This is a genomic window from Mesorhizobium sp. GW821-FHT04C10 (assembly GCF_059420305.1).
In genome coordinates this window covers 5,495,969-5,520,601 of sequence record NZ_JBWKTL010000001.1, presented here as the reverse complement: position 1 = coordinate 5,520,601, position 24,633 = coordinate 5,495,969, and the positions used below count along the sequence as shown (strand labels likewise).

General features: G+C 61.9%; 18 protein-coding genes. 10 read left to right on the top strand and 8 right to left on the bottom strand.

The features are described 5' to 3' along the window. Positions 1 to 25: 25 nt before the first annotated feature. Both AC07UC_RS26900 and AC07UC_RS26895 read right to left on the bottom strand, forming a co-directional pair. Positions 26 to 1,441, bottom strand: a complete 1,416-nt coding sequence (locus tag AC07UC_RS26900; RefSeq protein WP_494907956.1) for a mannose-1-phosphate guanylyltransferase/mannose-6-phosphate isomerase — start codon at positions 1,439 to 1,441, stop codon at positions 26 to 28. Then, a complete protein-coding gene (locus tag AC07UC_RS26895; RefSeq protein WP_494907955.1) occupies positions 1,441 to 2,871 on the bottom strand; it encodes a phosphomannomutase in 1,431 nt (476 codons plus the stop codon). The genes AC07UC_RS26900 and AC07UC_RS26895 overlap by 1 nt, the downstream gene beginning before the upstream one ends. A 407-nt stretch (positions 2,872 to 3,278) precedes the next feature. Here AC07UC_RS26895 and AC07UC_RS26890 point away from each other — a divergent pair, with 407 nt between their 5' ends. Continuing rightward, positions 3,279 to 5,267, top strand: a complete 1,989-nt coding sequence (locus AC07UC_RS26890; RefSeq protein WP_494907954.1) for a nucleoside-diphosphate sugar epimerase/dehydratase — start codon at positions 3,279 to 3,281, stop codon at positions 5,265 to 5,267. Between the two features lie 227 nt (positions 5,268 to 5,494). After that, a complete protein-coding gene (locus AC07UC_RS26885; protein ID WP_494907953.1) occupies positions 5,495 to 6,043 on the top strand; it encodes a sugar transferase in 549 nt (182 codons plus the stop codon). Here AC07UC_RS26885 and AC07UC_RS26880 read toward each other — a convergent pair. Next, positions 6,022 to 6,975 (bottom strand): NAD-dependent epimerase/dehydratase family protein, encoded by a 954-nt coding sequence (locus AC07UC_RS26880; RefSeq protein WP_494907952.1) that lies wholly within the window; start codon positions 6,973 to 6,975, stop codon positions 6,022 to 6,024. The two genes, AC07UC_RS26885 and AC07UC_RS26880, sit on opposite strands and share 22 nt — an antisense overlap. An 18-nt stretch (positions 6,976 to 6,993) precedes the next feature. After that, a complete protein-coding gene (locus AC07UC_RS26875; RefSeq protein ID WP_494907951.1) occupies positions 6,994 to 8,199 on the bottom strand; it encodes an O-antigen ligase family protein in 1,206 nt (401 codons plus the stop codon). A gap of 593 nt (positions 8,200 to 8,792) precedes the next feature. Between AC07UC_RS26875 and cysD the strand changes: the two genes are divergently transcribed. From cysD to cysQ, 3 genes are read left to right on the top strand one after another with little or no spacing between them, the layout of a single operon-like run. Continuing rightward, complete coding sequence (gene cysD / locus AC07UC_RS26870) at positions 8,793 to 9,698, top strand: sulfate adenylyltransferase subunit CysD (RefSeq protein WP_140768766.1); 906 nt, start codon at positions 8,793 to 8,795, stop codon at positions 9,696 to 9,698. Positions 9,699 to 9,700: 2 nt separating this feature from the next. Beyond that, positions 9,701 to 11,638 carry a sulfate adenylyltransferase subunit CysN gene (gene cysN, locus AC07UC_RS26865; protein WP_181179575.1) on the top strand — a complete coding sequence of 646 codons (1,938 nt, stop codon included), beginning with the start codon at positions 9,701 to 9,703 and terminating at the stop codon, positions 11,636 to 11,638. Positions 11,639 to 11,648: 10 nt separating this feature from the next. Then, the gene (gene cysQ, locus AC07UC_RS26860) at positions 11,649 to 12,440 is read left to right on the top strand and encodes a 3'(2'),5'-bisphosphate nucleotidase CysQ (RefSeq protein WP_494908996.1); all 792 of its coding nucleotides are present in this window, start codon (positions 11,649 to 11,651) and stop codon (positions 12,438 to 12,440) included. Positions 12,441 to 12,453: 13 nt separating this feature from the next. Here the strand turns inward: cysQ and AC07UC_RS26855 are convergent, their stop codons facing one another. The 4 genes from AC07UC_RS26855 to AC07UC_RS26840 all read right to left on the bottom strand — a co-directional run bounded on the left by AC07UC_RS26855 (position 12,454) and on the right by AC07UC_RS26840 (position 16,453). Then, positions 12,454 to 13,596: a DegT/DnrJ/EryC1/StrS family aminotransferase gene (locus AC07UC_RS26855; RefSeq protein ID WP_494907950.1), complete on the bottom strand. Its 1,143-nt coding sequence runs from the start codon at positions 13,594 to 13,596 to the stop codon at positions 12,454 to 12,456. Positions 13,597 to 13,859: 263 nt separating this feature from the next. After that, complete coding sequence (locus tag AC07UC_RS26850; RefSeq protein ID WP_140768758.1) at positions 13,860 to 14,783, bottom strand: carbohydrate kinase family protein; 924 nt, start codon at positions 14,781 to 14,783, stop codon at positions 13,860 to 13,862. After that, positions 14,780 to 15,226 carry an RbsD/FucU family protein gene (locus tag AC07UC_RS26845; protein ID WP_140768756.1) on the bottom strand — a complete coding sequence of 149 codons (447 nt, stop codon included), beginning with the start codon at positions 15,224 to 15,226 and terminating at the stop codon, positions 14,780 to 14,782. Before AC07UC_RS26845 ends, AC07UC_RS26850 begins: the two co-directional genes overlap by 4 nt. Continuing rightward, a complete protein-coding gene (locus AC07UC_RS26840) occupies positions 15,227 to 16,453 on the bottom strand; it encodes an ROK family transcriptional regulator (protein WP_494907949.1) in 1,227 nt (408 codons plus the stop codon). Between the two features lie 229 nt (positions 16,454 to 16,682). On the opposite strand from AC07UC_RS26840, the gene AC07UC_RS26835 reads away from it, so the two are divergent. The 5 genes from AC07UC_RS26835 (at position 16,683) to glgB (ending at position 24,626) form a co-directional block, all read left to right on the top strand. Next, positions 16,683 to 17,699, top strand: coding sequence for a sugar ABC transporter substrate-binding protein (locus AC07UC_RS26835; protein ID WP_494908995.1), 1,017 nt, complete (start codon positions 16,683 to 16,685; stop codon positions 17,697 to 17,699). Between the two features lie 160 nt (positions 17,700 to 17,859). Then, positions 17,860 to 18,921: an ABC transporter permease gene (locus tag AC07UC_RS26830; RefSeq protein ID WP_140768752.1), complete on the top strand. Its 1,062-nt coding sequence runs from the start codon at positions 17,860 to 17,862 to the stop codon at positions 18,919 to 18,921. After that, a complete protein-coding gene (locus AC07UC_RS26825) occupies positions 18,897 to 19,706 on the top strand; it encodes an ATP-binding cassette domain-containing protein (protein ID WP_244493895.1) in 810 nt (269 codons plus the stop codon). Before AC07UC_RS26830 ends, AC07UC_RS26825 begins: the two co-directional genes overlap by 25 nt. Positions 19,707 to 19,837: 131 nt before the next feature. Further along, positions 19,838 to 22,306, top strand: coding sequence for a glycogen/starch/alpha-glucan phosphorylase (locus AC07UC_RS26820; RefSeq protein ID WP_140768750.1), 2,469 nt, complete (start codon positions 19,838 to 19,840; stop codon positions 22,304 to 22,306). 106 nt (positions 22,307 to 22,412) lie between these two features. Then, positions 22,413 to 24,626: a 1,4-alpha-glucan branching protein GlgB gene (gene glgB / locus AC07UC_RS26815; RefSeq protein ID WP_494907948.1), complete on the top strand. Its 2,214-nt coding sequence runs from the start codon at positions 22,413 to 22,415 to the stop codon at positions 24,624 to 24,626. Positions 24,627 to 24,633: the final 7 nt, after the last annotated feature.

Below are 24,633 nucleotides of genomic sequence, written 5' to 3'. Positions count from 1 at the left end.
CCAAGCATCGCGAGCCGGGGGATTGTCAGGCGCGACCATATATGTCGTCGAAGCGCACGATATCATCTTCGCCGAGATAATCGCCGCTTTGCACTTCAATGATCACCAGGTCAATTCTGCCGGGGTTTTCCAGCCGATGTTTATGGCCGCAGGGGATGTAGGTTGATTCGTTGGTTGCCAGGAACAACTCCTGGTCGCCATTGACGATTTTCGCGGAGCCGCTGACCACGACCCAGTGCTCCGACCGATGGTAATGCATTTGCAGGCTCAAACGCCTGCCAGGCTTGACCTCGATGCGTTTGATCTTGAAGCGCTCGCCTTCCTCCAGAACCGTATAGGTTCCCCAGGGGCGGTGTACCGTGCTGTGAAGGAGATGCGCCCCATGTCCGGAAGCCTTGAGACCTTCGAACAGCTTTTTGACGTCCTGAACGCGGTCGCGGGATGCGACAAGCAACGCATCCGGGGAATCGACGATTATCAGGTCGTTGACGCCGACGGTGCCGATGACCCGTCTGTCGGAGCTGATATAGCTGCCGGCGGTGCCGATCATGTGAATATCGCCGCGTATCCTGTTTCCGTTTTCGTCGGGGGCGATCAATTCTGCCATCGCGTTCCAGGATCCGATGTCGTTCCAATCCATGTCGCAGGGTATCACGGCAAGATTGCCCGCCTTCTCCATGACCGCGTGGTCGAGAGAGATACGCGGAGCCGAGCCGAAATGCTCGGGCGCGAGTTCGATTTTGGCAAAGCCTTCGCCTTCGCTGAAACGGGCGTTCTCATAGCTTCTGGAAACGGCCTCGATGACCGCGGGACAATGCACGGCCATTTCGGTGAGCATGGTTTGGGCGGTGAAGCAGAAGATGCCGGCGTTCCAGAAGAAACGCTTGGATGCGAGATAGGCTTGAGCGGTCTCGAGGTCTGGCTTTTCAACGAAACGGACAACTTTTTCGCCGTCGGCTTCGATGTAACCGAATGCGGTGTCCGGCCTGGTTGGATTTATGCCCAGGGTTGCGATTCGGCCCTGCTTCGCGTGGTCGATGGCCCGGCCCATGACATTCAGAAACGCAGGCAGATTGCCGATCATGTGATCCGCGGGAAAGACGCACAGGATTGCGTCAGGTCCCTGCGTCGCCTTGGCGTGGATCGTGGCGGCGGCAACGGCAGCGGCTGTATCCCGGCCCTCCGGCTCAAGCAGAAATGTGCGTGGCAGCACGACTGAGTCCAGCTGGTCGAAGTCGTCCTTGGTCAGGAAGAGGTGGTCCCCGGACGTCACAGCAACGAGTTCCACGACGCCCTCGATCGAAGCAGCGCGCAACACGGTGTGCTGAATAAGAGAGTATCCGTCCGCCACTTTGAGGAAAGGCTTGGGGTGCGATTGCCTCGAGGCAGGCCATAGCCGCGATCCGGCTCCCCCGCTGATGATGACGGGAACCACTTTCATTAAACGACCTCTGTTTCGTCTGTGGATGTGATTGCCCGCGCCCTTTCAAGCGTAAGCGCCACGATCGCCGCCGCTCTGTCCGGGTTTGCAGCCTCCGAGTAGCACCGCAGTTCCGGCGCGTTGCCGGACGGCCGCAGATGGATGATCTCGCCAGTCGCCATTCTTGTCCTGAGGCCATCGGTCTCATCGACTTCGGCGACAGTCCCGAAAGGAGCCAGAAATCGCTGCAATTGTTCCCGATCGGCGAGCCGACGCATCAGGCTGCGCGAACTTTCAACCGGGAAATTTTCAAGGCGCTCGCTAGCACACGCCGGGAGCTTCCAAAGTTCGCGCAGATGCGACAGCTTTTTTCCTGTCGACGCAACCGTGCCAAGGACGGCAAGGATAGGGAGCATCGCATCGCGCGTCGACAGTGCCGTCAATGTCCTCCCGTGCAGCGAACAGTCTGACCCAAGGAGCACGCCGCCGTTGGCCTCAAAGCCGAGGACGATGCTGCCGGTACGGTATGAAGCTTCCATGGCTTCGATGACGAACGGAGATCCGACCTTCGTCCTCAGCACCTCAAAACCGAAGGTTTTCGAAATGCCTGAATTGGACGTCACCGGTGTCACGACAACATCTGCCTCCAAATACAAGGCTACGGCGAGGCCGATCAGGTCGCCGCGAAACAGATCGCCGTTCTCGTCGGTGATGAGCGGACGATCGGCATCGGCGTCTGTCGACACGATGGCATCGAGTTTGAATTCTCGCGCCCAATCCCTGAATTTTGCAATTGTGGCGGGGCTCACAGCTTCCGTGTCAACAGGCACGAAAGTATCGGATTTCCCGACAGGCGTTACGCTGGCGCCGAAGGATCGGAGAATCTCGACCAGGAGATCCGCCGCGACCGAGCTGTGCTGATAGACGCCGATCCTTAAACCCGAAAGCGAGCCGGGCTTCAATATATCCTTAGCGCGTGCGCGATAGGCGGCGATCGCCTGATCATGGTGTGTCGGAAATGCGGTTTCTGCGGATGGCGGCGAGCGATAGGAATCTGACTTTTCAGCGGCATACTGCGCCATGGCGGCTTCATCGGCTTTGCTGATCTCGCCATGCGGGCTGTAGAATTTGATGCCGTTGCGGTCGGCAGGAATATGCGAACCCGTCACCATGAGCGCCGCCATGCCATGCTGCAGGCCATAGAGCGCCAAAGCCGGTGTCGGAATGGCGCCGCAATCGATCGGCTGAAGTCCGTTTGCCGCCAGGGCCGCCATGCAGTTGGCGGCAATGGTGGGGCTGCTGTCGCGTAGGTCGCGACCTACCAGCACCCTGGCTTTCGGCTGCCCCCCGCCGGCGGCCAGGCGCCAGGCGAAAGCCTCGGTGTAAAGTCCACTCGGCTTCCCGAGCAGTTCCGAAGCCAGGCCTCGAAGGCCACTCGATCCAAATTTCATCACTTCGCTTTGGCTGGTGAAGGAAAGGCCGTCATATTGCAGTAGGCTCCTCTGTCAACCGAAAATCGCTTGGCCAGCCGTCCAGCGTTTCCCTTGTGATCATCAAAATAGTGCACCGGCAATGATTTCGACGACACTTGGTGAATATCGGTCCGGGAGCCTCGTGACTTGTATGAGCGAGAGCTACTTTTGCACTTGCTGTTGCACGTGGTCCTGATCGATATGCCCGGTCCCGATCAAACCGCCTGTGAAAAAATCTCTGGCGATGGCCTCAAGTCCACGCTATGCGATAGAGAAGGCGGGGGCCGAGGATTTGGCGCTAATAACAGGTGGCCGGTGGCGAATGGTATTCGATCTGGCTCCGTACTAGTGTCGAAGTTCTCACGCCCGGAGTTCAGTACTGCCCGATGACATCCCACATAGAAGCCGTATCCGGACTTCGGCCGAAGGTGCGTCGCGCTATCATCATGGTTCTGGATATCGTGATGGTCCTGATCGCGGTGGCGCTCAGCCTGACTTTATCGCAATCGAGACTGTCGTTCGAAGCCTTTTCCTCAGCGGGTTTTGCTTGCTGGGCGAGCATCATCGTTCTCAGCCACCTGCTGTTTAGATATTGCGGCCTTTACAACACCGTGTGGCGTTTCGCCTCGACGCCGGATTTCTTCAACATCCTGAAGAGTTGCGGAATCTTGACTGTCACGCTTTACTGCGTTTCGCTCGTTGTCCGTTCCTTTCAACCTGTGGCGGGCCTCAACGAGCGCCAGTTTATTGTCTTCTTTCTGGTTTCTTTCACCATCATTTCCGCGCCTCGGATTTTCTATCGGTTCCTTCGCGACGGTGCGAGTTGGCGCATCTTGAGCCGCGGCACCGGCAAGGCCTCGATCAAGCGGGCGATGTTCGTCGGCAAATTGAGCGAGGCCGACGTGATCATCCGTTTCACCCGCACAGCCCAGCCGGCCGAGTATTCCATCGTCGGAATCCTGGCGATCGAAAACGGGGCTCCCGAGGGCACCCGAATCCAGGGCGTACCCGTCGTGGCCATTCGCCCTCGTCTGGTCGAGGCGCTCGAGGAATACGCAAAGGGGACGGCAAGTCTCGACCTGCTTATTTTCGGCAGCGGTGCCGAGCATGAGATCGAAGAATATTCCGAACTCGTTCGGGTCGCCCGGCATGGCGACATAGCGGTCGTGCAGTTCTCGGGGCTTTCGCAACTGGGGCAGGAGGGAAAGCTCGTTCTCGACGCTGTCGAGATGGAAACGATCCTGCGTCGCTCGACGGTGCCGTCCGATATCAAACGCATCGGCGCCTTCGTCGGCGGTAAGCGGGTTCTGGTGACGGGTGGCGCCGGTTCCATCGGCCGAACCCTGGTCAAACGGTCGCTTGAGCTTGGCGCCGAGGCAGTCCTGGTTGCCGACAATTCCGAGTTCGGCATCTTCCAGTTGAGCCAATATATTGACGAGCAGCACCATGACCGCCTCAAGGTCCGCATCGCCGATGTCGCTGATCGGCGCCAGATAACGCGCGTCGTCTCGGAATTCAAACCGGATATCATCTTCCATGCGGCGGCGCTGAAGCACGTTCCGCTGCTCGAGGAGAATTGGGACTCGGCCATCCAGACCAATGTTTTCGGGACACTCGTCTGCGCGGAGGTTGCCGCCAGATGCGGAGTGGCGCAGTTTGTCCTGGTGTCGAGCGACAAGGCCGTGGATCCGTCGTCCGTGCTTGGCATCACGAAGCGGGCTGCGGAACAGATCGTCAGCGCCTTGCATGGGACGCCCCCGAGCGATCCGGGTGGGCGCCGCCCCGCCACCAAGTTCATCGCCGTCCGTTTCGGCAACGTCTTTGGCAGCAACGGTTCCGTGGCGACCATATTCCAGTCGCAGATCGAGGCTGGCGGACCTGTCACCATCACCGACCGGCGCATGACACGCTATTTCATGACAGTGGCCGAAGCCGTCGATCTCGTCATCATGTCGGCAGCCGATGCCGCATCGCGGCCAAGCGGCGAAGATTATGCCGTCTACATGCTCGACATGGGCAAGCCGGTGCCGATCCTCGAAGTGGCCGAAACGATGATCCGCATGTCGGGAAAGAGCCCGTACACGGACATCCCAATCCGCTTTACCGGCATCAGGCCTGGCGAAAAGCTCCATGAAACGCTGCATGGTGAAGACGAGGAGCTCGTCGAACTCGGCATTTCGAAGATTTTTGGCTTGAGCACGGACGTTGTGGAGTGGTCGGATGTCCAGGTCGCACTTGCTGCGCTTCAGCAATCGGTGAAGAATCAGGGCAAGGCCGCGTCGCTCGCCGTGCTGGCGGGTCTCGACCGCGCCAAGAAGGCGAGGGGGAGCACGGACCAGCAGGCAATCCCGAAAACGGCTGGGCAGGCGACTTAACCTGCCGGGCCGACCTTTGAGTCCTGGAACCTGGTCGGCGCAAACGCAAAAACTGTCTCCATCGGCGGCTTTCCGCCGGGACCAACCGGCACCCCATGTACTGAACCTTGAATGGCCGTGCGGTGCGCTTGGTCGAGAGGCGACCACGTGCTAGGTCGACCGGATTGACGGCTTCATCAGCGGTGTTGTCCCGCGGGGCTTTTGGCAGGGAGCACGATCGGCCATTCATGAAGGCAGCCAAGAAAATCTTCGATCTTGCCGGCGCGGCCCTGCTGCTGGTGGCCACATCTCCTGTTTTATTGCTCGCCATGCTTGCCGTGCGGGCATCGTCACCCGGTCCAGCAATTTTTTCCCAGACACGGGTCGGTCGCGACGGCGCGTTGTTTCGCTGCCACAAATTGAGGACGATGGTCCAGGGGACGCCGTCCTTGCCCTCGCATGAAGCGCCTGCGAATGCCGTGACTGCCGTCGGAAGGACCTTGCGGAAGTTCAAGCTCGATGAACTGCCGCAATTCTGGAATGTCCTGAAGGGCGAGATGAGCCTGGTCGGGCCGCGTCCCTGCCTGCCGACACAGACGGAATTGATCGAGTATCGCAGGCGGCTGGGGGTTTTGACAGCACTTCCAGGCATAACGGGCATGGCCCAGATCAAGGGCATCGACATGTCGAACCCGCGGCTCCTGGCCGAAACGGATGCCACCTATCTCAGGACGGCGTCATTCTGGCTTGATCTTCGTATCCTGTTTGGAACGCTCTATCGCAACGGAGGCGATTGAGCGTTTGCGAGCCGCGCCATCTCGGCCAGCCGTTCCAGCGTGCCGGTTTCCGGCAGCCAGCCTTCGGACACCAGCATGGCAGGGTCGCATACCTGCGTCGCGGTCATGCTGTCCCAGAATATCCGCTTGCCCAAGAGGATCGCGGCTGCCCGCAACCGCGCGGCCGGCACGGCCATCAGGCGCGTCGGCCGTCCGAAACCGCTGCGGAAGGCGCGCACAATGTCAGCGATCGAAACCGGCGGCACATCGCCGGCAATGTAGATCGGGCGCAGTGGCCCTGAACGGCTCAGCAGATGCCATATCGCTCCCGCCGCTGATTGTGATGACAGCAGGGAACGGGTTGCCGTCAGGGCACCTGTCGGCAGCGGCAGGGCCGTGTCGGCCAGGCGCATCAGCGTTGCCAGGTTTCCCTTCATGCCACTTCCGTAGACTGGAGGCAGCCGCAATACGGTGGCGTCGGAACGGCCATGCGACGCATAGGCGTCCAGCACCCTGACTTCGGCTTCACGCTTCGAGCGCCCATAGGCGCATCGCGGATCGGGCATCGTGTCCTCGTTGATCGTTGCGCTGACGCGTGCGCCGATCACTGCACGGATCGAGGAGAGCTGGATAAAGCGTCCGCTTGCCTGCTCGGCGGCGGCCTGCGCCAGCCGCGTACTCAATTCCGCATTGGTCGCCCGGAAATCGGCTTCGGTGGCGTTGCCTTCATCATTGTTCAGGCCTGCGCAATGGACGACATCCGTGACATCCCTGGTAAGCGCCAGGAAGGCGGCGGCCGGCGCATCGAAACCGGGCATCCGCATGGCGTCATGTCCGGGACCAAGCCTCTCCGGGTGGCGGGACGCGAGGCGAAGCTCGGCGCCTGCCTCGCGAAGCCGGTGCACCACCTGACGGCCGATGAAGCCCGTAGCGCCTGTCACCAGAACTTTCATGGCCTTTGCCCGGAACAGCTATTGGATGGCGGACGGAAGCGCCTGCTCTTCCGTCGCAAGCGAAAGTGCCTGGCCTTCCGCCAACGGAGCCTGACGCCCGGAGGCAAGATAGGTTCCCGACACCAGGAACACCATCAGCACCGAATCCAGAATGTCATGGCCGATCAGGATGCCCGTCATCCCCGCGGTCAGATAGGTGATCAGAACGATGACGATCATGGTGGCGCCGAACCGCTCGATTGGATCCGTGCTGTTGCGCAGCACCAGGGCGGCATTCCTGGCGGCAACCACGAAGATCGCCGCCAGCGTCACGGCGCCCAGTATTCCCGCCTGCACCAGGGCGGTTAGAAAGCCGTTGTGGAAATGACTGAAGCCGGCGTCCATGCCGAACTGATCCTGGAAGCCCTGTTTTATCAAGGCCTGGGTGGCACCCACTCCATGTCCGAACAATGGCATCTCATGAAACGCCTTGAGGCCGATATCCCACAGAGCGGCGCGCAATCCCAGGGGTGTCGTGTGGTCGCCATGGGTGGCAAGCGCATCCCAGTCGGAGCGCAGAAAATCGACCCGCCCGGATATGGTCTGGAAGCCGACAGCAGCGACCACCACGCCGACCGCCAGCAACAGCAACAGCAGGCGCACGGCATTTCTTCCTCTCAGTTTCTGCTGGTTGATCAGCAGAACGGCGACGCCGGCGATCAGCAGTGCCAGCCAGATAATGCGTGTTTGGGAGTAGATGATGGCGATCGTCCCGCCGAGTGCCGCGCAGACGAGGGCGATCCGGCGTCGCTCTATGCCCGACAGGGCACCGGCCACACAGACCATCACTCCAAGGCACAGGACCTCCGCGAACACGATTGCGTTGCCGGCTCCGCCCTCGGCGCGCTTACCAAGCCAATATTGCTGGAAGACCGCCAGAAACAGCGCCACAAAACAGGCCGCCATGCTGCTCAGCACGATGATGCGCACAAGCGTCGTTTTCCGCGTAATGCTCCAGGTCGAATAGGAGATGGGGAAAAACAGGAAGGTGACGAGCGGGATCAGGTGCGACGCGTCCCGAATGATCGCGTTGTTGACGATGGAAGCCACGAGATTGGCCGCGCAATAGGCATAGATCGCGACCGTCAGCACCATCATCGCCGGGTCGATGTTGAAGCGTCTTTTCCTGAAGGCGATCAACAGGATGGACCACAGGCCACCACCATTGAACACGAAGCTGACCACCGATCCCAGAACCGGAGGAAAAAAGAAGCAAAGAATGGAAAAGTAGATATTGATCCGCGAGGGCGTGAATTGCTGTCTTGCAGACGAAAGCCGGTCCAAGTTTCGGGCTCGCTATTCTCGAGTAGCTTTATGCGGCACATCCCGTTTAGTGGAACCGAATGTGCTCGCCTCGAAATCGCCCATGCCTCATGATGCATCTTGCCCGCTTCGAGAGGCTTGTATAGCGGCTGGGCTGATTTTTCGATAGTGCGGCGGGGCTGGTTGTCACCGAAAATCGGCGGCCGGCGCCCGTCGATTGGGAAAGGGTTCCGGAAGCGTTTGCCGTCACGTCCTCCCGGGCAATATTTTTCCTGCCTTTTCTCGATTGGAGGCCCTGCGAACAGAAATTTCCGGGTTCTGGCGAAAGCATGGAAAATTCATTCTCGAACTGACAGCCGCCAAGCTCGTCTTGCATTGTTCTGCCGTGCGCCGATCTGCTAGAACGCCCGCACGAAAACACTTTGTCCAGAAGCGAAGCTTGAACCGGGCGCAAAAAGCTCGATGATTTGACGCAAGGTCTTCTGTCGCAAGGCACGAGAGAACGCTCACAGTCCATGACCATAGCGCTTACGCATCTGCAGCGGCTTGAAGCCGAGTCCATCCACATATTCCGCGAGGTTGCGGCCGCCTTCACCAAGCCGGTCATGCTCTATTCGGTCGGCAAGGATTCATCCGTGCTGATGCATCTGGCGATGAAGGCGTTCTATCCCGCCAAGCCGCCATTTCCATTTCTTCACGTCGACACCACCTGGAAATTCCGCGAAATGATCGCTTTTCGCGATCAGATGGCGCAAAAACTCGGCTTCGACCTGCTGGTCCATGTCAACGAAGACGGCGTGCGCGACAACATCAATCCGTTCGACCACGGCTCGAACACCCATACCCATGTGATGAAGACCGTGGCGCTGCGCCAGGCGCTCGACAAATACGGTTTCGATGCCGCCTTTGGCGGCGCCCGCCGCGACGAGGAGAAGTCGCGCGCCAAGGAACGTATATTCTCGTTCCGCAACGCCCAGCACGTGTGGGATCCGAAGAACCAGCGCCCCGAAATGTGGAAGATATTCAACACCCGCATCGCATCGGGCGAATCGATCCGCGTCTTCCCGCTGTCGAACTGGACCGAACTCGATATCTGGCAGTACATCCTGCAGGAGAACATCCCGATAGTGCCGCTCTATTTTGCCAAGGAGCGGCCGGTGGTGGAACGCGACGGCATGCTGATCCTAAAGGACGACGATCGCATGAAACTGCGCCCCGGCGAGTCGGTCGAGAACCGGCTGGTGCGGTTCCGCACTTTGGGCTGCTATCCGCTCACCGGCGCCATAGAATCGGATGCCGACACGCTCGAAGCCATCGTTGGCGAGATGCTGACCGCGCGCACCTCTGAACGCCAAGGTCGCCTGATCGACCGTGATGAGGCAGGCTCGATGGAAAAGAAGAAGCGCGAGGGGTATTTCTGACCATGCGTCATATCATGGCAAAAAGCCTTGCTCCCACCGACAGCGTCCGTGATTATCTAGCCGCGCAGGAGAAGAAGTCGCTGCTGCGCTTCCTGACCTGCGGTTCGGTCGACGACGGCAAGTCGACGCTGATCGGACGCTTGTTGTCCGACACCAAGCAGATCTTCGAGGACCAGCTCGCCGCGCTCGAGCGCGATTCGCGCAAGCACGGCACCACCGGCGACGACATCGATTTCGCGCTGCTGGTCGACGGCCTCGAGGCCGAGCGCGAGCAAGGCATCACCATCGACGTCGCCTACCGCTTCTTTGCCACGCCGAAGCGCAAGTTCATCGTCGCCGACACACCCGGCCACGAACAATATACGCGCAACATGGCGACGGGCGCCTCGACCGCCGACCTGGCGATCGTGCTGATCGATGCTCGGCAAGGGGTGCTGCGCCAGACAAGGCGTCATTCGATCATCGCTTCGCTGCTCGGCATTCGCCACATCGTGCTGGCGGTCAACAAGATCGATCTCGTCGATTTCGACCAGGCGGTTTTCGACCGGATCGTCGAAGACTACGGACAATTCTCGCGTGACCTCGGCTTCCAGACCATCGTGCCGATCCCGATGTCGGCCCGCTACGGCGACAATGTCAGCGGCCGCTCCGACAATATGCAATGGTATTCCGGCCCGACGCTGATCGAGCACCTCGAGACTGTTTCGGTCGAAGAGGCTGCTGTCGAGCAGCCATTCCGTTTTCCGGTGCAGTACGTCAACCGACCCAATCTCGACTTCCGCGGCTTTGCCGGCACGATTGCTTCCGGCGCCATTGCGCCAGGCGACGAGGTCGTGGTCGCCAAATCCGGCAAGTCCTCGCATGTCAAACGCATTGTCGCCCATGGCGGCGATCTGAAACAGGCGGTGGCCGGCCAGGCCATCACGCTCGTTCTTGACGATGAGGTCGAGGTCTCCAGGGGCAACATGCTGGTTTCGCCGGCCGCCAGGCCGCAGGTTGCCGATCAGTTCGCCGCCAACATCGTCTGGTTTGACGAGCATGCGCTGCTGCCGGGCCGTTCCTACATCCTGCGCACCGAGACCGACCAGACCAGCGCTACCGTCACCGACCTGAAATACCGCATCAATGTCAACGACTTCGCCCATGAAGCGGCCAAGTCGCTTGAAATGAACGAAGTCGGCATCTGCAACATCTCGACGCGGGCGCCGATCGCCTTCGATCCCTTCGCCGAGAATCGCACCACCGGCGCCTTCATCCTGATCGATCGCATCTCGAACGCCACCGTCGGCGCCGGCATGATCGTGCACTCGCTGCGTCGCGCCGAAAACATCCACTGGCAATCGCTCGATGTCGGCAAGCGCGTGCGCGCCGATATGAAGAACCAGCGGCCCGCCGTGTTCTGGTTCACCGGGCTTTCGGGCTCCGGCAAGTCGACCATCGCCAATTTGTTCGAGAAGAAGCTGTTCGCCACCGGCCGGCACACCTATATCCTGGACGGCGACAATGTCCGTCACGGTCTCAACCGCGATCTCGGATTCACCGATGCCGACCGGGTCGAGAACATCCGCCGCGTGGCCGAAGTGGCCAAGCTGATGGCCGATGCCGGGCTGATCGTCATTGTCTCGTTCATTTCGCCGTTCAGCGCCGAACGGCGCATGGCGCGCGAACTGATGGCCGATGGCGAGTTCATCGAGGTGTTTGTCGATACGCCTTTCGAGGAGTGCGCCAGGCGCGATCCGAAGGGCCTCTATGCCCGGGCGCTGAACGGCGAGATCAAGAACTTCACCGGTGTCGATTCCCCCTACGAGGCGCCGGAAAAACCGGAAATCCATCTCAAGACGCTCGGCAGATCGGCTGAAGAGATGGTAGATGCCCTGGAACACTGGCTGAACGAGCGTGACATTGCCGAAGACCAATATGACAACGGCGGCGGTATCTGACGACAAGTCGATGCTCGACATCTTCGAGCAACTGGCCCTGGCGGCCGGACGCGAGGTCATGCGTGTGTTCCACGCCGGCTGCGCGGTTGACCGCAAATCAGACTCCTCGCCGGTGACCGAGGCGGACCGCGAGAGCGAGAAGATCATTCTCGCCGGGCTGCGCGCCGCATTTCCCGAGATTCCCTGCGTGGCCGAGGAGGAGGCGGCGGCCGGTGTCATGCCGACCGATCTTGGCGACACGTTCTTCCTCGTCGATCCGCTCGACGGTACCAAGGAATTCGTCAATCGCCGCACCGACTTCACCGTCAACATCGCGCTTGTGCGCCATGGTGTGCCGGAAGTCGGTGTCGTCTTTGCGCCTTGCACCGGCCGTTTCTTTTCCGGCCGGCCGGGCAGGGCGGAAGCCCTGGAAATCGATGGCGACTACCAGATCGTCGGCCGCAGGCCGATTTCAGTGAGGACCGCAGCAGCCCCGCTGGCCGTGGTTGCCAGCCGGTCGCACAACACGCCGGAAACCGAAGCCTATATTCGCGACCTCGGCGCCGCCGAGATCGTCTCGGTCGGTTCGTCCTTGAAATTCTGTCTTCTGGCGAGTGCCGAGGCAGACGTCTATCCGCGTTTCGGGCGCACCATGGAGTGGGACACGGCCGCGGGCGACGCGGTGTTGCGCGCGGCGGGCGGTACGACACGCACGCTTGACGGCAAGCCCTTGGCCTACGGCAAACGCGATCAGGCCGACGACGAGGATTTCGCCAATCCGCATTTCATCGCCAGCGGCAGGGCAGGGTCAAACCCCGCCTGAGAGCCGCTGCCGATTACTCGGCCGCGGCCTGCGCCGAGTTCGAGCCGATATAGTTGCGGATCGTCTCGATGATCCGGTCCTGGTCGGCTTCACTGAGATAGGGGTGCATCGGCAGGCATAGGATGCGCTTCGGCAGGTCCTCCGAAACGGCAAGGCCGGTCGGCGTGCGCGGGTAGTCGCGATAGGCGACCTGGGCATGCAGCGGCTTGACGTAGTAGATGACGGACGGAATGCCCTTCTCGCCGAGATGCGCCTTCAGACCGTCGCGCTTGGGCGTCTCGATCGCGTATTGGGCCCAGGCGGACCGGCTGCCATCGAGATTGCGGGCAGCCGTGACGATGTCGCCGAGCCCTTCGGCATAGCGATTTGCCACCACCTGGCGCGCGACCATCTCGTCTTCGAGGATGGCGAGCTTTTCGATGAGGATCGCCGCCTGCAGCGTGTCGAGCCGCGAATTGATGCCGACGCGAACATTGTCGTATTGGGTCTCGCCCTTGCCGTGGAAGGCAAAGGAACGCAGCTTGTCGGCCAGCGTGTCATCGTTGGTGAACATCGCGCCGCCGTCGCCATAGCAGCCAAGCGGCTTGGCCGGGTAAAAGCTGGTCGAGCCGACATGGCCGAAGGCACCGCACATCTTGCCGCCATGCGATCCGCCCATCGACTGGGCGGCGTCCTCGATCACCAACAGTCCTTCGCGGTCGGCAATGGCCATGATTGCCTCGTAGTCGGCGGCAAGGCCGAACAGGTCGACCGGGATGATCGCCTTCGGCTTCAGCCGGCCTTCCTTCTTGATCATGGTGATCGCCGCCTCGAGACTGGCGATGTCGATGTTGTAGGTTGCGGGATCGACATCGACGAAGACGGGTTCCGCCTTGGCCAACGCCACCACTTCGGCGGTGGCGGCGAAGGTGAAGCTCGGCACGAACACGGCATCGCCCGGGCCGATGCCGGCCGCAAACAGCGGCAGCAGCAGCGCATCGGTGCCGTTGGCGCAGGCCACGACATGCTTGGTGCCGACATAGGCGGCGAGCTTCTTCTCGAATTCCGCGACCTGGGGCCCGAGGATGTAGCGCCCGTCCTCGACAACATGGTCGATCGCGGCTTTCAGCCGGTCGCGGATGCGTTCGCGCTGCGCGCCAAGATCAATGAACTGCATGGTCGGCCTCAAAAACGGTTTTTAACAAGGCGGTTTAGCCAGATAACGGCCCGCTGGTACCAGAGTTGCGCCTGCCGAGAAAGCCGGACGGCCGGGGCCGCAGATTGCCTGGCTGTTGCGGTCTGTTACCACTGCTTCCGGCGGATGCTGGCCAGATGCCGGAAATCCGGGCCTCGTCGGGCGCGATCCGGCCTTTATAGCCCCCGGGATCTGTCCTGCGAAACATAAAGTGATCGACTGGCTCAACTTATGTTGAACGTTGCTCAGGCAATTTCGTGCCGCCACGGTGGATTGGCGCCGGCGCGTGATACGGTCACCGCCGCTGCCTTGGCACCAAGCGCCAGTGCCTTGCGGATCGCGTCTTGCGTGAGGTCGCCGATGGCCGCCTTCGTCAGCAGGCCCTGTTCATGCAGGGAGGCAAGAATGCCGGCATTGAATGTATCGCCCGCACCGACCGTGTCGACCACCTCGACCTTTTCCGGCATCACGGTGACGGCGTGGTCCTTGGTGTAACCGACAGCACCTTCGCTGCCATGCGTCACGACGATCAGTTTCGGGCCGCGCTCAAGCCAGTTTCGCACGACGTCCTCGTGCGAACCGGCTTCGCCGAACCAGTTGAGGTCTTCGTCCGACAGTTTCACGATATCGGCCATCGCCATCATCTCCCGGATGCGCCTGAGGTGCTTGGCCTTGTCCGGGATGAAGTTCGGCCGGATGTTGGGATCGAGCATCATGACACGGCTCGCATGCTCGCGCCGCATGAACTCTTCATAGGCACTGCCGGCAGGCTCCGAGATCAGGCTGATGGCGCCGAACAGCATGGCCTCGATCTCGTTGCCAAGCGCCGGCAGGTCATCGATGGTAAGCAGGCGTCCGGCTGTGTTCTCGTCGTAGAAAGTATAGGTCGCCTGGCCGTTGGTGAGTTTCACGAAGGCCAGCGTCGTAGGCCTGGGCGAGGTATGGGCGTAGGTGGAACTGACCTTGCTCGCCCCCAGCGCGTCCCTGAACTGGCCGCCGAAAAGATCCGACGACAGGCCCGAAAAGAAGCCGGCCGGCGCGCCGAGCCGTCCCAGCGCGATCGCCGTGTTGAACACCGCGCCGCCGACATAGGGAGCAAAGGCAGGCTCACCCTGTGTCGTGGTGCGCGGCAACATGTCGATCAGGGCTTCGCCGCAGCAAAGGATCATGGCTTCCTGGTCTCCGGCGGATAGATCACGCCCTTGCGGATGATGATGTTGGCGTAAAGCCGCGGCTCGCTTGTCGCGACGATGGCATGCGCCGATTTGACCCGTGCATAGAAGTCGGCGCCGGCCAGCGCAACCACCTTGCGGCCGGGCGCGCGTTTGGCGCAGATCGCCTCTATCTCGTGATGGACCGGATCGGCGCGCGACGGGTCGCCTTTCACCGATGCGCGAAACAACGCTTCCGGCACCGCGTCATCCACCGGCAGGATACTCAGGATCGCGTCGAGCACCGGAATGAGCGGATGACCGTCGGCCCGGATGAGGCGCCTTGCCTGCTCCTCTGCCGGATAATTTCCGTCGACCAAGGCGATCTCGTCGCCATGGCCCATGGCGCGCAATGTCGCCAGAAGGTCCGGACCGAGCAGCGCCGGGATTCCTATCAGCATTCAGGCGCTCCTGGAAATCGTCGTCGAACCGATCAGGAAGCGTTCGGACAGCGGCAGGCTGGCGCCGCCGAGCGCCCGGGCATGGATGCCGACGGTTCCCTCGCGAACGGCGGGCAGTTTCAGGCCCTCGCCGTCGATCGTGGCGACCGCCGCGATGATGGCATCGACCAGCCGGCGGCGCACCGCCCGCGGCATCCAGCCGTCGACCACCGCCGCCTCGAAATCGATGACCGAGGACGCCGCGACGATGGCATAGGCAAGCGCCCGTGAGGCGCTGGCGATCCAGTCGTCGAGTTCGGAGCCGATCTCGCCCCAGTCCTCGGGTGACGTCCACAGATGCGAAGCCTCGACGCCGCGGGCATTGAGCGCTTTTTCCAGCATGGCGATCGACGCCACGTCGATCAGCTGGGTCGGCTTGCCGTCCGGTCCCGGCACCGGCATAGAGCCGAGCGCGCCAGCATTGCCGGTCGGGCCGCCGAACAGCCGGCCGTTGAGCACGATGCCGCCGCCGGCGAAGGCGCCGATGTAGAAATAAACGAAATCACGCTCGCCGCCCGCCTGGCCGAAGACGAGTTCCGCGCCGCAGGCCGACGTAGCGTCGTTTTGCAGATAGACCGGAAAATCGCATTGCGCCTGGATATCGCCCCTGATGTCGCGGTGGCGCCATTCGTCCATGACGTCGCGCGGCGCGCCGGCGGTGTCGGCCCAGTTCCACAATTCGAACGGCATGGCGATGCCGAGCCCGGCAATGCGCTTGTCCTGTGCCGGCGTCAGTTCGCCGCGCATCTTTTTCATGCCATCGGTGACGAATTCCACCGTCTCGCGCGGTGCCGGATAGCGATAGGAGTGCTGCAGCATCGAGCGCACATTCCCGAGAAAATCGATCAGCACCAGTTCCGCGCTGCGGCGGCCGATCTTGAGGCCGATGAAGAAGGCGCCCTCCGGATTGAGCGCCATCGGTATCGAGGGCTGGCCGATCTTGCCGCGCAGCGGTGCCTGGCGCACGAGCAGGCCTTCTTCCTCCAGCTCGCGCATGATGACCGAAACCGTCTGCGCCGACAGTCCGGTCATGCGCGCGATATCGGATTTCGCCAGGCTGCCATGCTGACGTACCAGCGAGAGCACCAGCCGCTCGTTGTGGTCGCGCATGCCGCTCTGGTTGGTGCCGCGGTGAATCAGGCTCTCATTCGCTTCGGGCGAACCGTGCCTCGCAGTGGCGGTTTCCACCCTGTTCCTCCCGTCGTTTCCCCTCAATGCTTTTGGGCCAGAATGAGTGAAGGACGCAAGGCTGTCAATAATAAATAAGAGTGATTTAATTATTGACAGGACCCTCGGTCTGGTGTCTGTTGAAGAGGCGTCCACGCTGGGAGAAATTCGTTGGACGCGCCGTAGATGCCGGTTGGCCGGCATCCGGAATGGTTCCACTGGGAGGAAGATCGTGACCAATACAAAACTGTTGAAATCGACCGTGTTTGCCGCGGCTGCCCTGGGTCTGATTGCGTTTGCCTCGTCCGCATCCGCGGCCGGCGTCGGCGCTTGCCTGATCACCAAGACCGATACCAACCCCTTCTTCGTCAAGATGAAGGAAGGTGCCACGGCCAAGGCCAAGGAACTCGGCGTCGACCTCAAGACCTATGCCGGCAAGATCGACGGCGACAGTGAGAGCCAGGTGGCGGCGATCGAAAGCTGCATCGCCGACGGCGCCAAGGGTATCCTGATCACCGCCTCCGACACCAAGGGCATCGTGCCGACCGTCAAGAAGGCCCGCGACGCAGGCCTGCTGGTGATCGCGCTCGACACGCCGCTCGACCCGATCGACGCGGCCGACGCGACCTTTGCGACCGACAATCTGGAAGCCGGCAAGCTGATCGGCGCCTGGGCCGCCGCGACGCTCGGCGACAAGGCCAAGGACGCCAAGATCGGCTTCCTCGACCTGACGCCGTCGCAGCCGACGGTGGACGTGCTGCGCGACCAGGGCTTCATGATGGGCTACGGCATCGACGTGAAGGATCCCAACAAGATCGGCGATGAGACCGATCCGCGCATCGTCGGCCACGACGTCACCAACGGCAACGAGGAGGGCGGCCGCAAGGCGATGGAGAACCTTCTGCAGAAGGACAACACCATCAACGTCATCCACACCATCAACGAGCCGGCCGCTGTCGGCGCCTACCAGGCGCTCAAGGCCGTCGGCCTTGAAAAGCAGGTGCTGATCGTCTCCGTCGACGGCGGCTGCCCCGGCGTGAAGTCGGTGACAGAGGGTGTCATCGGCGCGACGTCGCAGCAATACCCGCTGCAGATGGCAGCGCTCGGCATCGAGGCGATCGCCGCCTTCGCCAAGGATGGAACCAAGCCGAAGCCGACCGAAGGCAAGAATTTCTTCGACACCGGCGTCAACCTGGTGACCGACAAGCCGGCCAAGGGCGTGAAGTCCATCGACACCAAGGAAGGCCTCGCCAAGTGCTGGGGCTGATGCCGGTCTGACCGGCAATTACCGAACTCGAGCGCTCGGGGCTTGATCCCCGGCCGCTTCGGGTGGACGATGGCTCGCGTGACCGCGAACAATCCCGGCGATAGACCGGAAAGGCGTGGACGGGCGTCGGCGCGTGGCTGACACCCTACGGGGAGGAAACATGTCTCAAGCTCAGGAATTCGAGAAAGTTCTCTCGAGCAGCGACACCAGCGTTGCTGCGTTCGACGAGCACAAATCGGCAGTCAGGCGCATCCAGCATTTCCTGCATTCGACACCGGCAGCGGTGCCGCTGATCGTGCTGGTCCTGTCGATTATGATCTTCGGCATCACCATTGGCGGGCGCTTCTTCTCGTCCTACACGTTGACGCTGATCCTGCAGCAGATTGCCATCGTCGGCATTCTGGGCGCTGCGCAGACGCTGGTCATCCTGACTGCCGGCATCGACCTGTCGATCGGCGTCATCATGGTGATTTCAGCCGTGATCATGGGCAATTGCGCCGTCAGCTACGGCCTGCCGAGCGTGCTCGCGGTGGCGATCGGGCTTGCCGCCGGCGCTGCCTGCGGGCTGCTCAACGGGTTGCTGGTTGCCTACATGAAGCTGCCGCCTTTCATCGTGACGCTGGGCACCTGGAACATCGTCATGGCCACGAACTTCATCTATTCGGCCAACGAGACGATCCGTGACACCGACGTCGACACCCAGGCGCCGCTGCTGCATCTGTTCGCCCTGAGCTTCAAGGTCGGAACCGCGGTGCTGACGCTCGGCGTCATCGCCATGGTCGCGCTGGTGCTGCTGCTCTGGTACGTGCTCAACCACACCGCTTGGGGCCGCCATGTCTACGCCGTCGGCGACGACCAGGAGGCGGCCAAGCTGTCGGGCATCCAGACCAAGAAGGTGCTGGTGACGGTCTACACCCTTGCCGGGCTGATCGCCGCCTTCGCCGCCTGGGTCTCCATCGGCCGCAATGGTTCGATCTCGCCGTCGGCGGCAGTCACCGACTACAATCTGCAGGCGATTACCGCGACGGTGATCGGCGGTATCTCCCTCTTCGGCGGGCGCGGCTCGATCCTGGGCACGCTGTTCGGCGCCATGATCGTCGGCGTCGTCTCGATGGGACTCAACATGCTGGGCGCCGATCCGCAATGGAAAGTGCTGCTCACCGGTGTGTTGATCATCGGCGCCGTGGCGGTCGACCAATGGATCAGAAAGGTTTCGGCATAGTCATGACCCAGGAACCCATTCTCACCGCGCGTGGCTTGGTCAAGCGCTATGGCCGCGTCACCGCCCTCGACAATGCCGACTTCGACCTCTACCCCGGCGAAATTCTCGCCGTCATCGGCGACAACGGTGCCGGCAAGTCATCGCTCATCAAGGCGATTTCGGGCGCCGTCGTGCCCGATGAAGGCGAGATACGGCTCGAAGGCAAAACCGTTGCATTCAAGTCGCCAATGGAAGCCCGCGAAGCCGGCATCGAAACCGTCTACCAGAACCTGGCCCTGTCGCCGGCACTGTCGATCGCCGACAACATGTTCCTCGGCCGCGAGATCCGCAAACCCGGCTTTCTCGGCCAATGGCTGCGCATGCTCGATCGTCCGGCGATGGAAAAGCGCGCCCGCGACAAGCTGACAGAACTCGGCCTGATGACCATCCAGAACATCGGCCAGGCGGTGGAGACGCTCTCGGGCGGCCAGCGCCAGGGTGTCGCGGTGGCGCGCGCCGCCGCCTTCGGCAGCCGCGTTGTGATCATGGACGAACCGACGGCCGCCCTTGGCGTCAAGGAGAGCCGCCGCGTGCTCGAACTGATCCTCGACGTCAAGAAGCGCGGCCTGCCCATCGTGCTGATCTCGCACAACATGCCGCATGTCTTCGAGGTGGCCGACCGTGTCCACATCCACCGCCTCGGTCGTCGTCTCGCCGTCATCGATCCCAAGCAGTATACGATGTCCGATGCGGTCGCCTTCATGACCGGCGCGAAGGCGCCTCCGGAGGCCGCGCTGGCCGCCTGACCGCCAAATTGCCGCAGGGTAAGTTGGCGGACCTTCATCTAAATCGATTGAATATATGCTGCAATGCGGTAACATGGGCTGGGATGAATGGTGAAAGCCGGTATGATCGTTGCAACCGCACGAGAGGTAGCATGACGCGCGCGATGACATCCGAAACCCTTCCGCCACTGCTCGAAAATCCAGATCCGAAGACGCTCGCAAGGGAAGTCTTGATGGCCCTCAAATACAGGGTCGGCAAGGACACCACCGTCGCGACGCAATATGATTGGCTGACCGCCTCGATCAAGGTCGTGCGCGATCGCATCGTCGATCACTGGATGCAGGCAACCAAAGAGGCCTACGACCAACAGGAAAAGCGCGTCTATTACCTGTCGCTGGAATTCCTCATCGGCCGCCTGATGCGCGACGCCTTCTCCAATCTCGGCCTGATGGACAATATGCGCGAGGCGCTGTCGTCTCTCGGCGTCGACCTCGATCTCATCGCGGCGCTCGAGCCCGATGCGGCGCTAGGCAATGGCGGCCTTGGCCGGCTCGCCGCCTGCTTCATGGAAAGCATGGCCACCGTCGACATTCCCGCGCATGGCTACGGCATCCGCTACGCCAACGGCATGTTCCGCCAGGAAATCCATGACGGCTGGCAGGTCGAACTGCCCGAAACCTGGCTCGATCACGGCAACCCATGGGAATTCGAACGGCGCGAACGCTCCTTCGAGGTCGGCTTCGGCGGCTCGGTGGAGTCAATCACGTCAAAGGATGGCCGGCTCGAGCGCCATGTCTGGAAGCCGACCGAGCATGTCCTGGCCGTTGCCTACGACACGCCCGTCGTCGGCTGGCGGGCAAACCGCGTCAACACGCTGCGGCTGTGGTCGGGCATGCCGGTCGATCCGATCCTGCTCGACAAGTTCAATGCGGGCGACCACATCGGCGCGCTGGCCGAGAGCAACAAGGCCGACGCGTTGTCGCGCGTGCTCTATCCCGCCGATTCCCACGTCGCCGGGCAGGAGCTCAGGCTGCGGCAGGAATATTTCTTCTCCACCGCCTCGCTGCAGGACATCGCGCAGCGGCATCTGAGCCAGTATGGCGACCTGAAATCGCTGCCCGACAAGGCCGCGATCCACTTGAACGACACCCATCCGGCGATCGCGGTGCCGGAGCTGATGCGGCTCCTGATGGATGTCCACGGCATGGACTTCGACCTCGCCTGGGATATCACCAAGCGCACCTTCGGCTACACCAACCACACGCTCCTTCCCGAGGCGCTGGAAAGCTGGCCGGTGCCGCTGTTCGAACGGCTTTTGCCGCGCCATATGCAGATCGTCTACGCCATCAACGCGCAGGTGCTTCTGGAGGCCCGCGCCACCAACCAGTTCTCGGGCGAGCAGATCAGCCGCATCTCGCTGATCCAGGAAAACGGCGACCGCCGCGTTCGCATGGGCAATCTGGCCTTTGTCGGCTCGCACTCCATCAATGGCGTCTCGGCGCTGCACACCGAGCTGATGAAGGAAACGGTGTTCGCCGACCTGCACAAGCTCTATCCCGACCGCATCAACAACAAGACCAACGGCATCACGCCGCGGCGCTGGCTGATCCAGTGCAACCCGGGACTGACCTCGCTCGCCCGCGAGGCGATCGGCGACCGGTTTCTGGACGACATCGAGGGCATCAAAGGGCTCGACGGCTTTGCCGATGACAGCGCGTTCCGGGAGAAGTTCGCGGGCGTCAAGCGACAGAACAAGGTGCGGCTGGCCAATCTCGTCGCCGACCGGCTCGGCATCAAGGTCGATCCGTCGGCGCTGTTCGACATCCAGGTCAAGCGCATCCACGAATACAAGCGCCAGCTTCTCAACATCCTCGAGGCGGTTGCGCTTTACGACCAGATCCGTTCGCATCCCGAGCGTGACTGGATGCCCCGCGTGAAGTTTTTCGGAGGCAAGGCGGCGCCCAGCTACCACAACGCCAAGCTGATCATCAAACTCGCCAATGACGTCGCCAGGGTCATCAACCGCGACCCGGCCGTTCGCGGTTTGCTGAAGGTGGTGTTCGTGCCGAATTACAATGTCAGCCTGGCCGAAATCATGATGCCGGCCGCCGACCTGTCCGAGCAGATATCGACCGCCGGCATGGAGGCGTCGGGCACCGGCAACATGAAGTTCGCGCTCAACGGCGCGTTGACCATCGGCACGCTCGACGGGGCCAATGTCGAGATCAAGGAATGCGTCGGCGACGACAACATCTTCATCTTCGGCCTGACAACGGCCGAGGTCGCCGAGCGGCGCAACAATGGCTACAACCCGCGCGCCGTGATCGAGGGGTCCTCCGAACTGGCGCAGGCGGTCGCGGCCGTATCCTCGGGTGTCTTCTCGCCGGACGACCCGGACCGTTACCGCGATCTCATCAACGGCCTCTACGACAGCGACTGGTTCATGGTCGCCGCCGATTTCGATGCCTACACCGCCGCCCAGCGCGAGGTCGACGCCGTCTGGCGCAACAGCCCGGATTGGTATGCCCGGGCGATCCGCAATGTCGCGCGCGTCGGCTGGTTTTCCTCCGATCGCACGATCCGCCAATACGCGAAAGAAATCTGGAACGTGCCTGTCTGATGTGATTGCATGAGGCCACGAACAAAGTGGTCCCGGTGATGCGGGTTGAATGTCAACTCACATCACCAGAAACAAACACCTGGTGCCCTGGGAGGGACACTGCCTGATGAGGAAGCCGCGCGCGACCGCTGCGACAAGCGGGCCGGACGGACTGGCGCCAGCCAGCGATGTTGCGGCGATTGTCGCCGGCACGCACGGGGATCCGTTTGCAGTCCTTGGCGTCCACGAGATCGGCAAGAGCTTGTTTGCCCGCTGCTTCGTTCCGCATGCCGAAACCGTCGCAGCCTATACGCTGACGGGCATCGAGGCCGGTGAGTTGTCCAGGCGTGATGATGCCGGCTTCTTCGAAGGCAAGCTGTCGATCAGGAAGCGGCAACCGCTGCGCTACCACGCGCGCAATGCCGGCGGCGACTGGTGGCTGACCGATCCCTATTCGTTCGGCCCGGTGCTCGGGCCGATGGACGACTACTATATCGCCGAGGGTTCGCACCTCAGGCTGTTCGACAAGCTTGGCGCGCATGTCATCGAGCACGAGGGTGCCACCGGCGTGCATTTCGCCGTCTGGGCTCCCAATGCGCGGCGCGTCTCGGTGGTCGGCGATTTCAACGACTGGGATGGCCGCCGTCACACGATGCGTGATCGCCGCGATACCGGCATCTGGGAATTGTTCGTGCCCGACATCGGTGCCGGCCGGCCCTACAAATACGAGATCATCGGCCCCGATGGCGTCAGACTGCCCCTGAAGGCCGACCCGTTCGCGTTCAAATCCGAACTGCGTCCGGCCACGGCTTCGGTCGTTGCGGTGCCGCCGGGGCATGAGTGGGGCGACGAGGCCCACCGCAATTTCTGGCGCAATGCCGATCACCGGCGCGAAGCCATTTCGATCTACGAAGTCCACGCCGGGTCCTGGCAGCTTGGCGACGACGGCACGTTCCTGTCATGGGACGAACTGGCCGATCGGCTGATCCCCTACGTGGTCGAGACCGGTTTCACCCACATCGAGTTCATGCCGATCTCCGAACATCCCTATGACCCGTCCTGGGGCTATCAGACGACCGGCCTCTATGCGCCGTCGGCCCGCTTCGGTGATCCGGACGGTTTTGCCCGTTTCGTCGATGGGGCGCACCGCGCCGGCGTTGGCGTCATCCTCGACTGGGTGCCGGCGCATTTTCCCGTCGACGCGCATGGCCTGGCCCATTTCGACGGCACCGCGCTCTACGAACATGCCGACCCGCGCAAGGGTTTTCATCCCGACTGGAACACCGCGATCTACAATTTCGGTCGCCGCGAGGTGGTGTCTTTCCTGGTCAACAACGCGCTGTTCTGGGCCGAGAAATACCATGTCGACGGTTTGCGCGTCGATGCGGTCGCCTCGATGCTCTACCTCGACTATTCGCGCAAGGCCGGCGAATGGATCCCCAACGAGAAGGGCGGCCGCGAGAACCTCGAAGCGGTCTCCTTCCTGCAGAAGATGAACAAGGAGGTCTACGGCCATCATCCGGGCGTCATGACCATCGCCGAGGAATCCACCTCATGGCCGAAGGTCTCCGCGCCGGTGCATGAGGGCGGGCTGGGTTTCGGCTTCAAGTGGAACATGGGCTTCATGCACGACACGCTGGAGTATTTTTCCAAGGAGCCGATCTTCCGCAAGCACCACCACAACGACCTGACCTTCGGCTTGACCTACGCCTTCTCGGAGAATTTCGTGCTGCCGCTCTCGCATGACGAGGTCGTGCACGGCAAAGGCACGCTGCTGGGCAAGATGGCTGGCGACGACTGGCAGAAATTCGCGACCTTGCGTGCCTATTACGGCTTCATGTGGGGCTATCCCGGCAAGAAGCTGTTGTTCATGGGACAGGAGTTCGCGCAGCGCCGCGAATGGAGCGAGGCACGCGCGCTCGACTGGAACCTGCTCGATTTCCGCCCACATCGCGGCGTCTGGCAGACGGTGCGCGATCTCAACTATCTCTACAGGTCGCGCCCGGCGCTGCATGGCCGCGACTGCGAACCGGAAGGATTTTCCTGGCTGATCGTCGACGACAGCCAGAATTCGGTTTTCGCCTGGGTGCGCAACGCGCCTGGCGGCAGCCCGGTGGCCGTCATCTCCAACTTCACGCCGGTGCCGCGCGACAATTATCGCGTGCCGTTGCCGAAGGCCGGCAAGTGGCGCGAGATCATCAACACCGACGCATCCGAATATGGCGGCTCCGGCATGGGCAATGGCGGCATGGTCGAGGCAAGGGCGGAAGGCAAGAGCATCTCGGCAACGATGCTTCTGCCGCCGCTGTCGACGATCATGCTCGAACTCGTTGTCGACTGAGCCTGTC

Coding starts and splice junctions, on each gene's coding strand:
- AC07UC_RS26900 (WP_494907956.1), bottom strand. CDS start 1,441: ATGAAAGTGGTTCCCGTCATCATCAGCGGGGGAGCCGGATCGCGGCTA.
- AC07UC_RS26895 (WP_494907955.1), bottom strand. CDS start 2,871: ATGAAATTTGGATCGAGTGGCCTTCGAGGCCTGGCTTCGGAACTGCTC.
- AC07UC_RS26890 (WP_494907954.1), top strand. CDS start 3,279: ATGACATCCCACATAGAAGCCGTATCCGGACTTCGGCCGAAGGTGCGT.
- AC07UC_RS26885 (WP_494907953.1), top strand. CDS start 5,495: ATGAAGGCAGCCAAGAAAATCTTCGATCTTGCCGGCGCGGCCCTGCTG.
- AC07UC_RS26880 (WP_494907952.1), bottom strand. CDS start 6,975: ATGAAAGTTCTGGTGACAGGCGCTACGGGCTTCATCGGCCGTCAGGTG.
- cysD (WP_140768766.1), top strand. CDS start 8,793: ATGACCATAGCGCTTACGCATCTGCAGCGGCTTGAAGCCGAGTCCATC.
- cysN (WP_181179575.1), top strand. CDS start 9,701: ATGCGTCATATCATGGCAAAAAGCCTTGCTCCCACCGACAGCGTCCGT.
- cysQ (WP_494908996.1), top strand. CDS start 11,649: ATGCTCGACATCTTCGAGCAACTGGCCCTGGCGGCCGGACGCGAGGTC.
- AC07UC_RS26855 (WP_494907950.1), bottom strand. CDS start 13,596: ATGCAGTTCATTGATCTTGGCGCGCAGCGCGAACGCATCCGCGACCGG.
- AC07UC_RS26850 (WP_140768758.1), bottom strand. CDS start 14,783: ATGATCCTTTGCTGCGGCGAAGCCCTGATCGACATGTTGCCGCGCACC.
- AC07UC_RS26845 (WP_140768756.1), bottom strand. CDS start 15,226: ATGCTGATAGGAATCCCGGCGCTGCTCGGTCCGGACCTTCTGGCGACA.
- AC07UC_RS26830 (WP_140768752.1), top strand. CDS start 17,860: ATGTCTCAAGCTCAGGAATTCGAGAAAGTTCTCTCGAGCAGCGACACC.
- AC07UC_RS26825 (WP_244493895.1), top strand. CDS start 18,897: ATGGATCAGAAAGGTTTCGGCATAGTCATGACCCAGGAACCCATTCTC.
- AC07UC_RS26820 (WP_140768750.1), top strand. CDS start 19,838: ATGACGCGCGCGATGACATCCGAAACCCTTCCGCCACTGCTCGAAAAT.
- glgB (WP_494907948.1), top strand. CDS start 22,413: ATGAGGAAGCCGCGCGCGACCGCTGCGACAAGCGGGCCGGACGGACTG.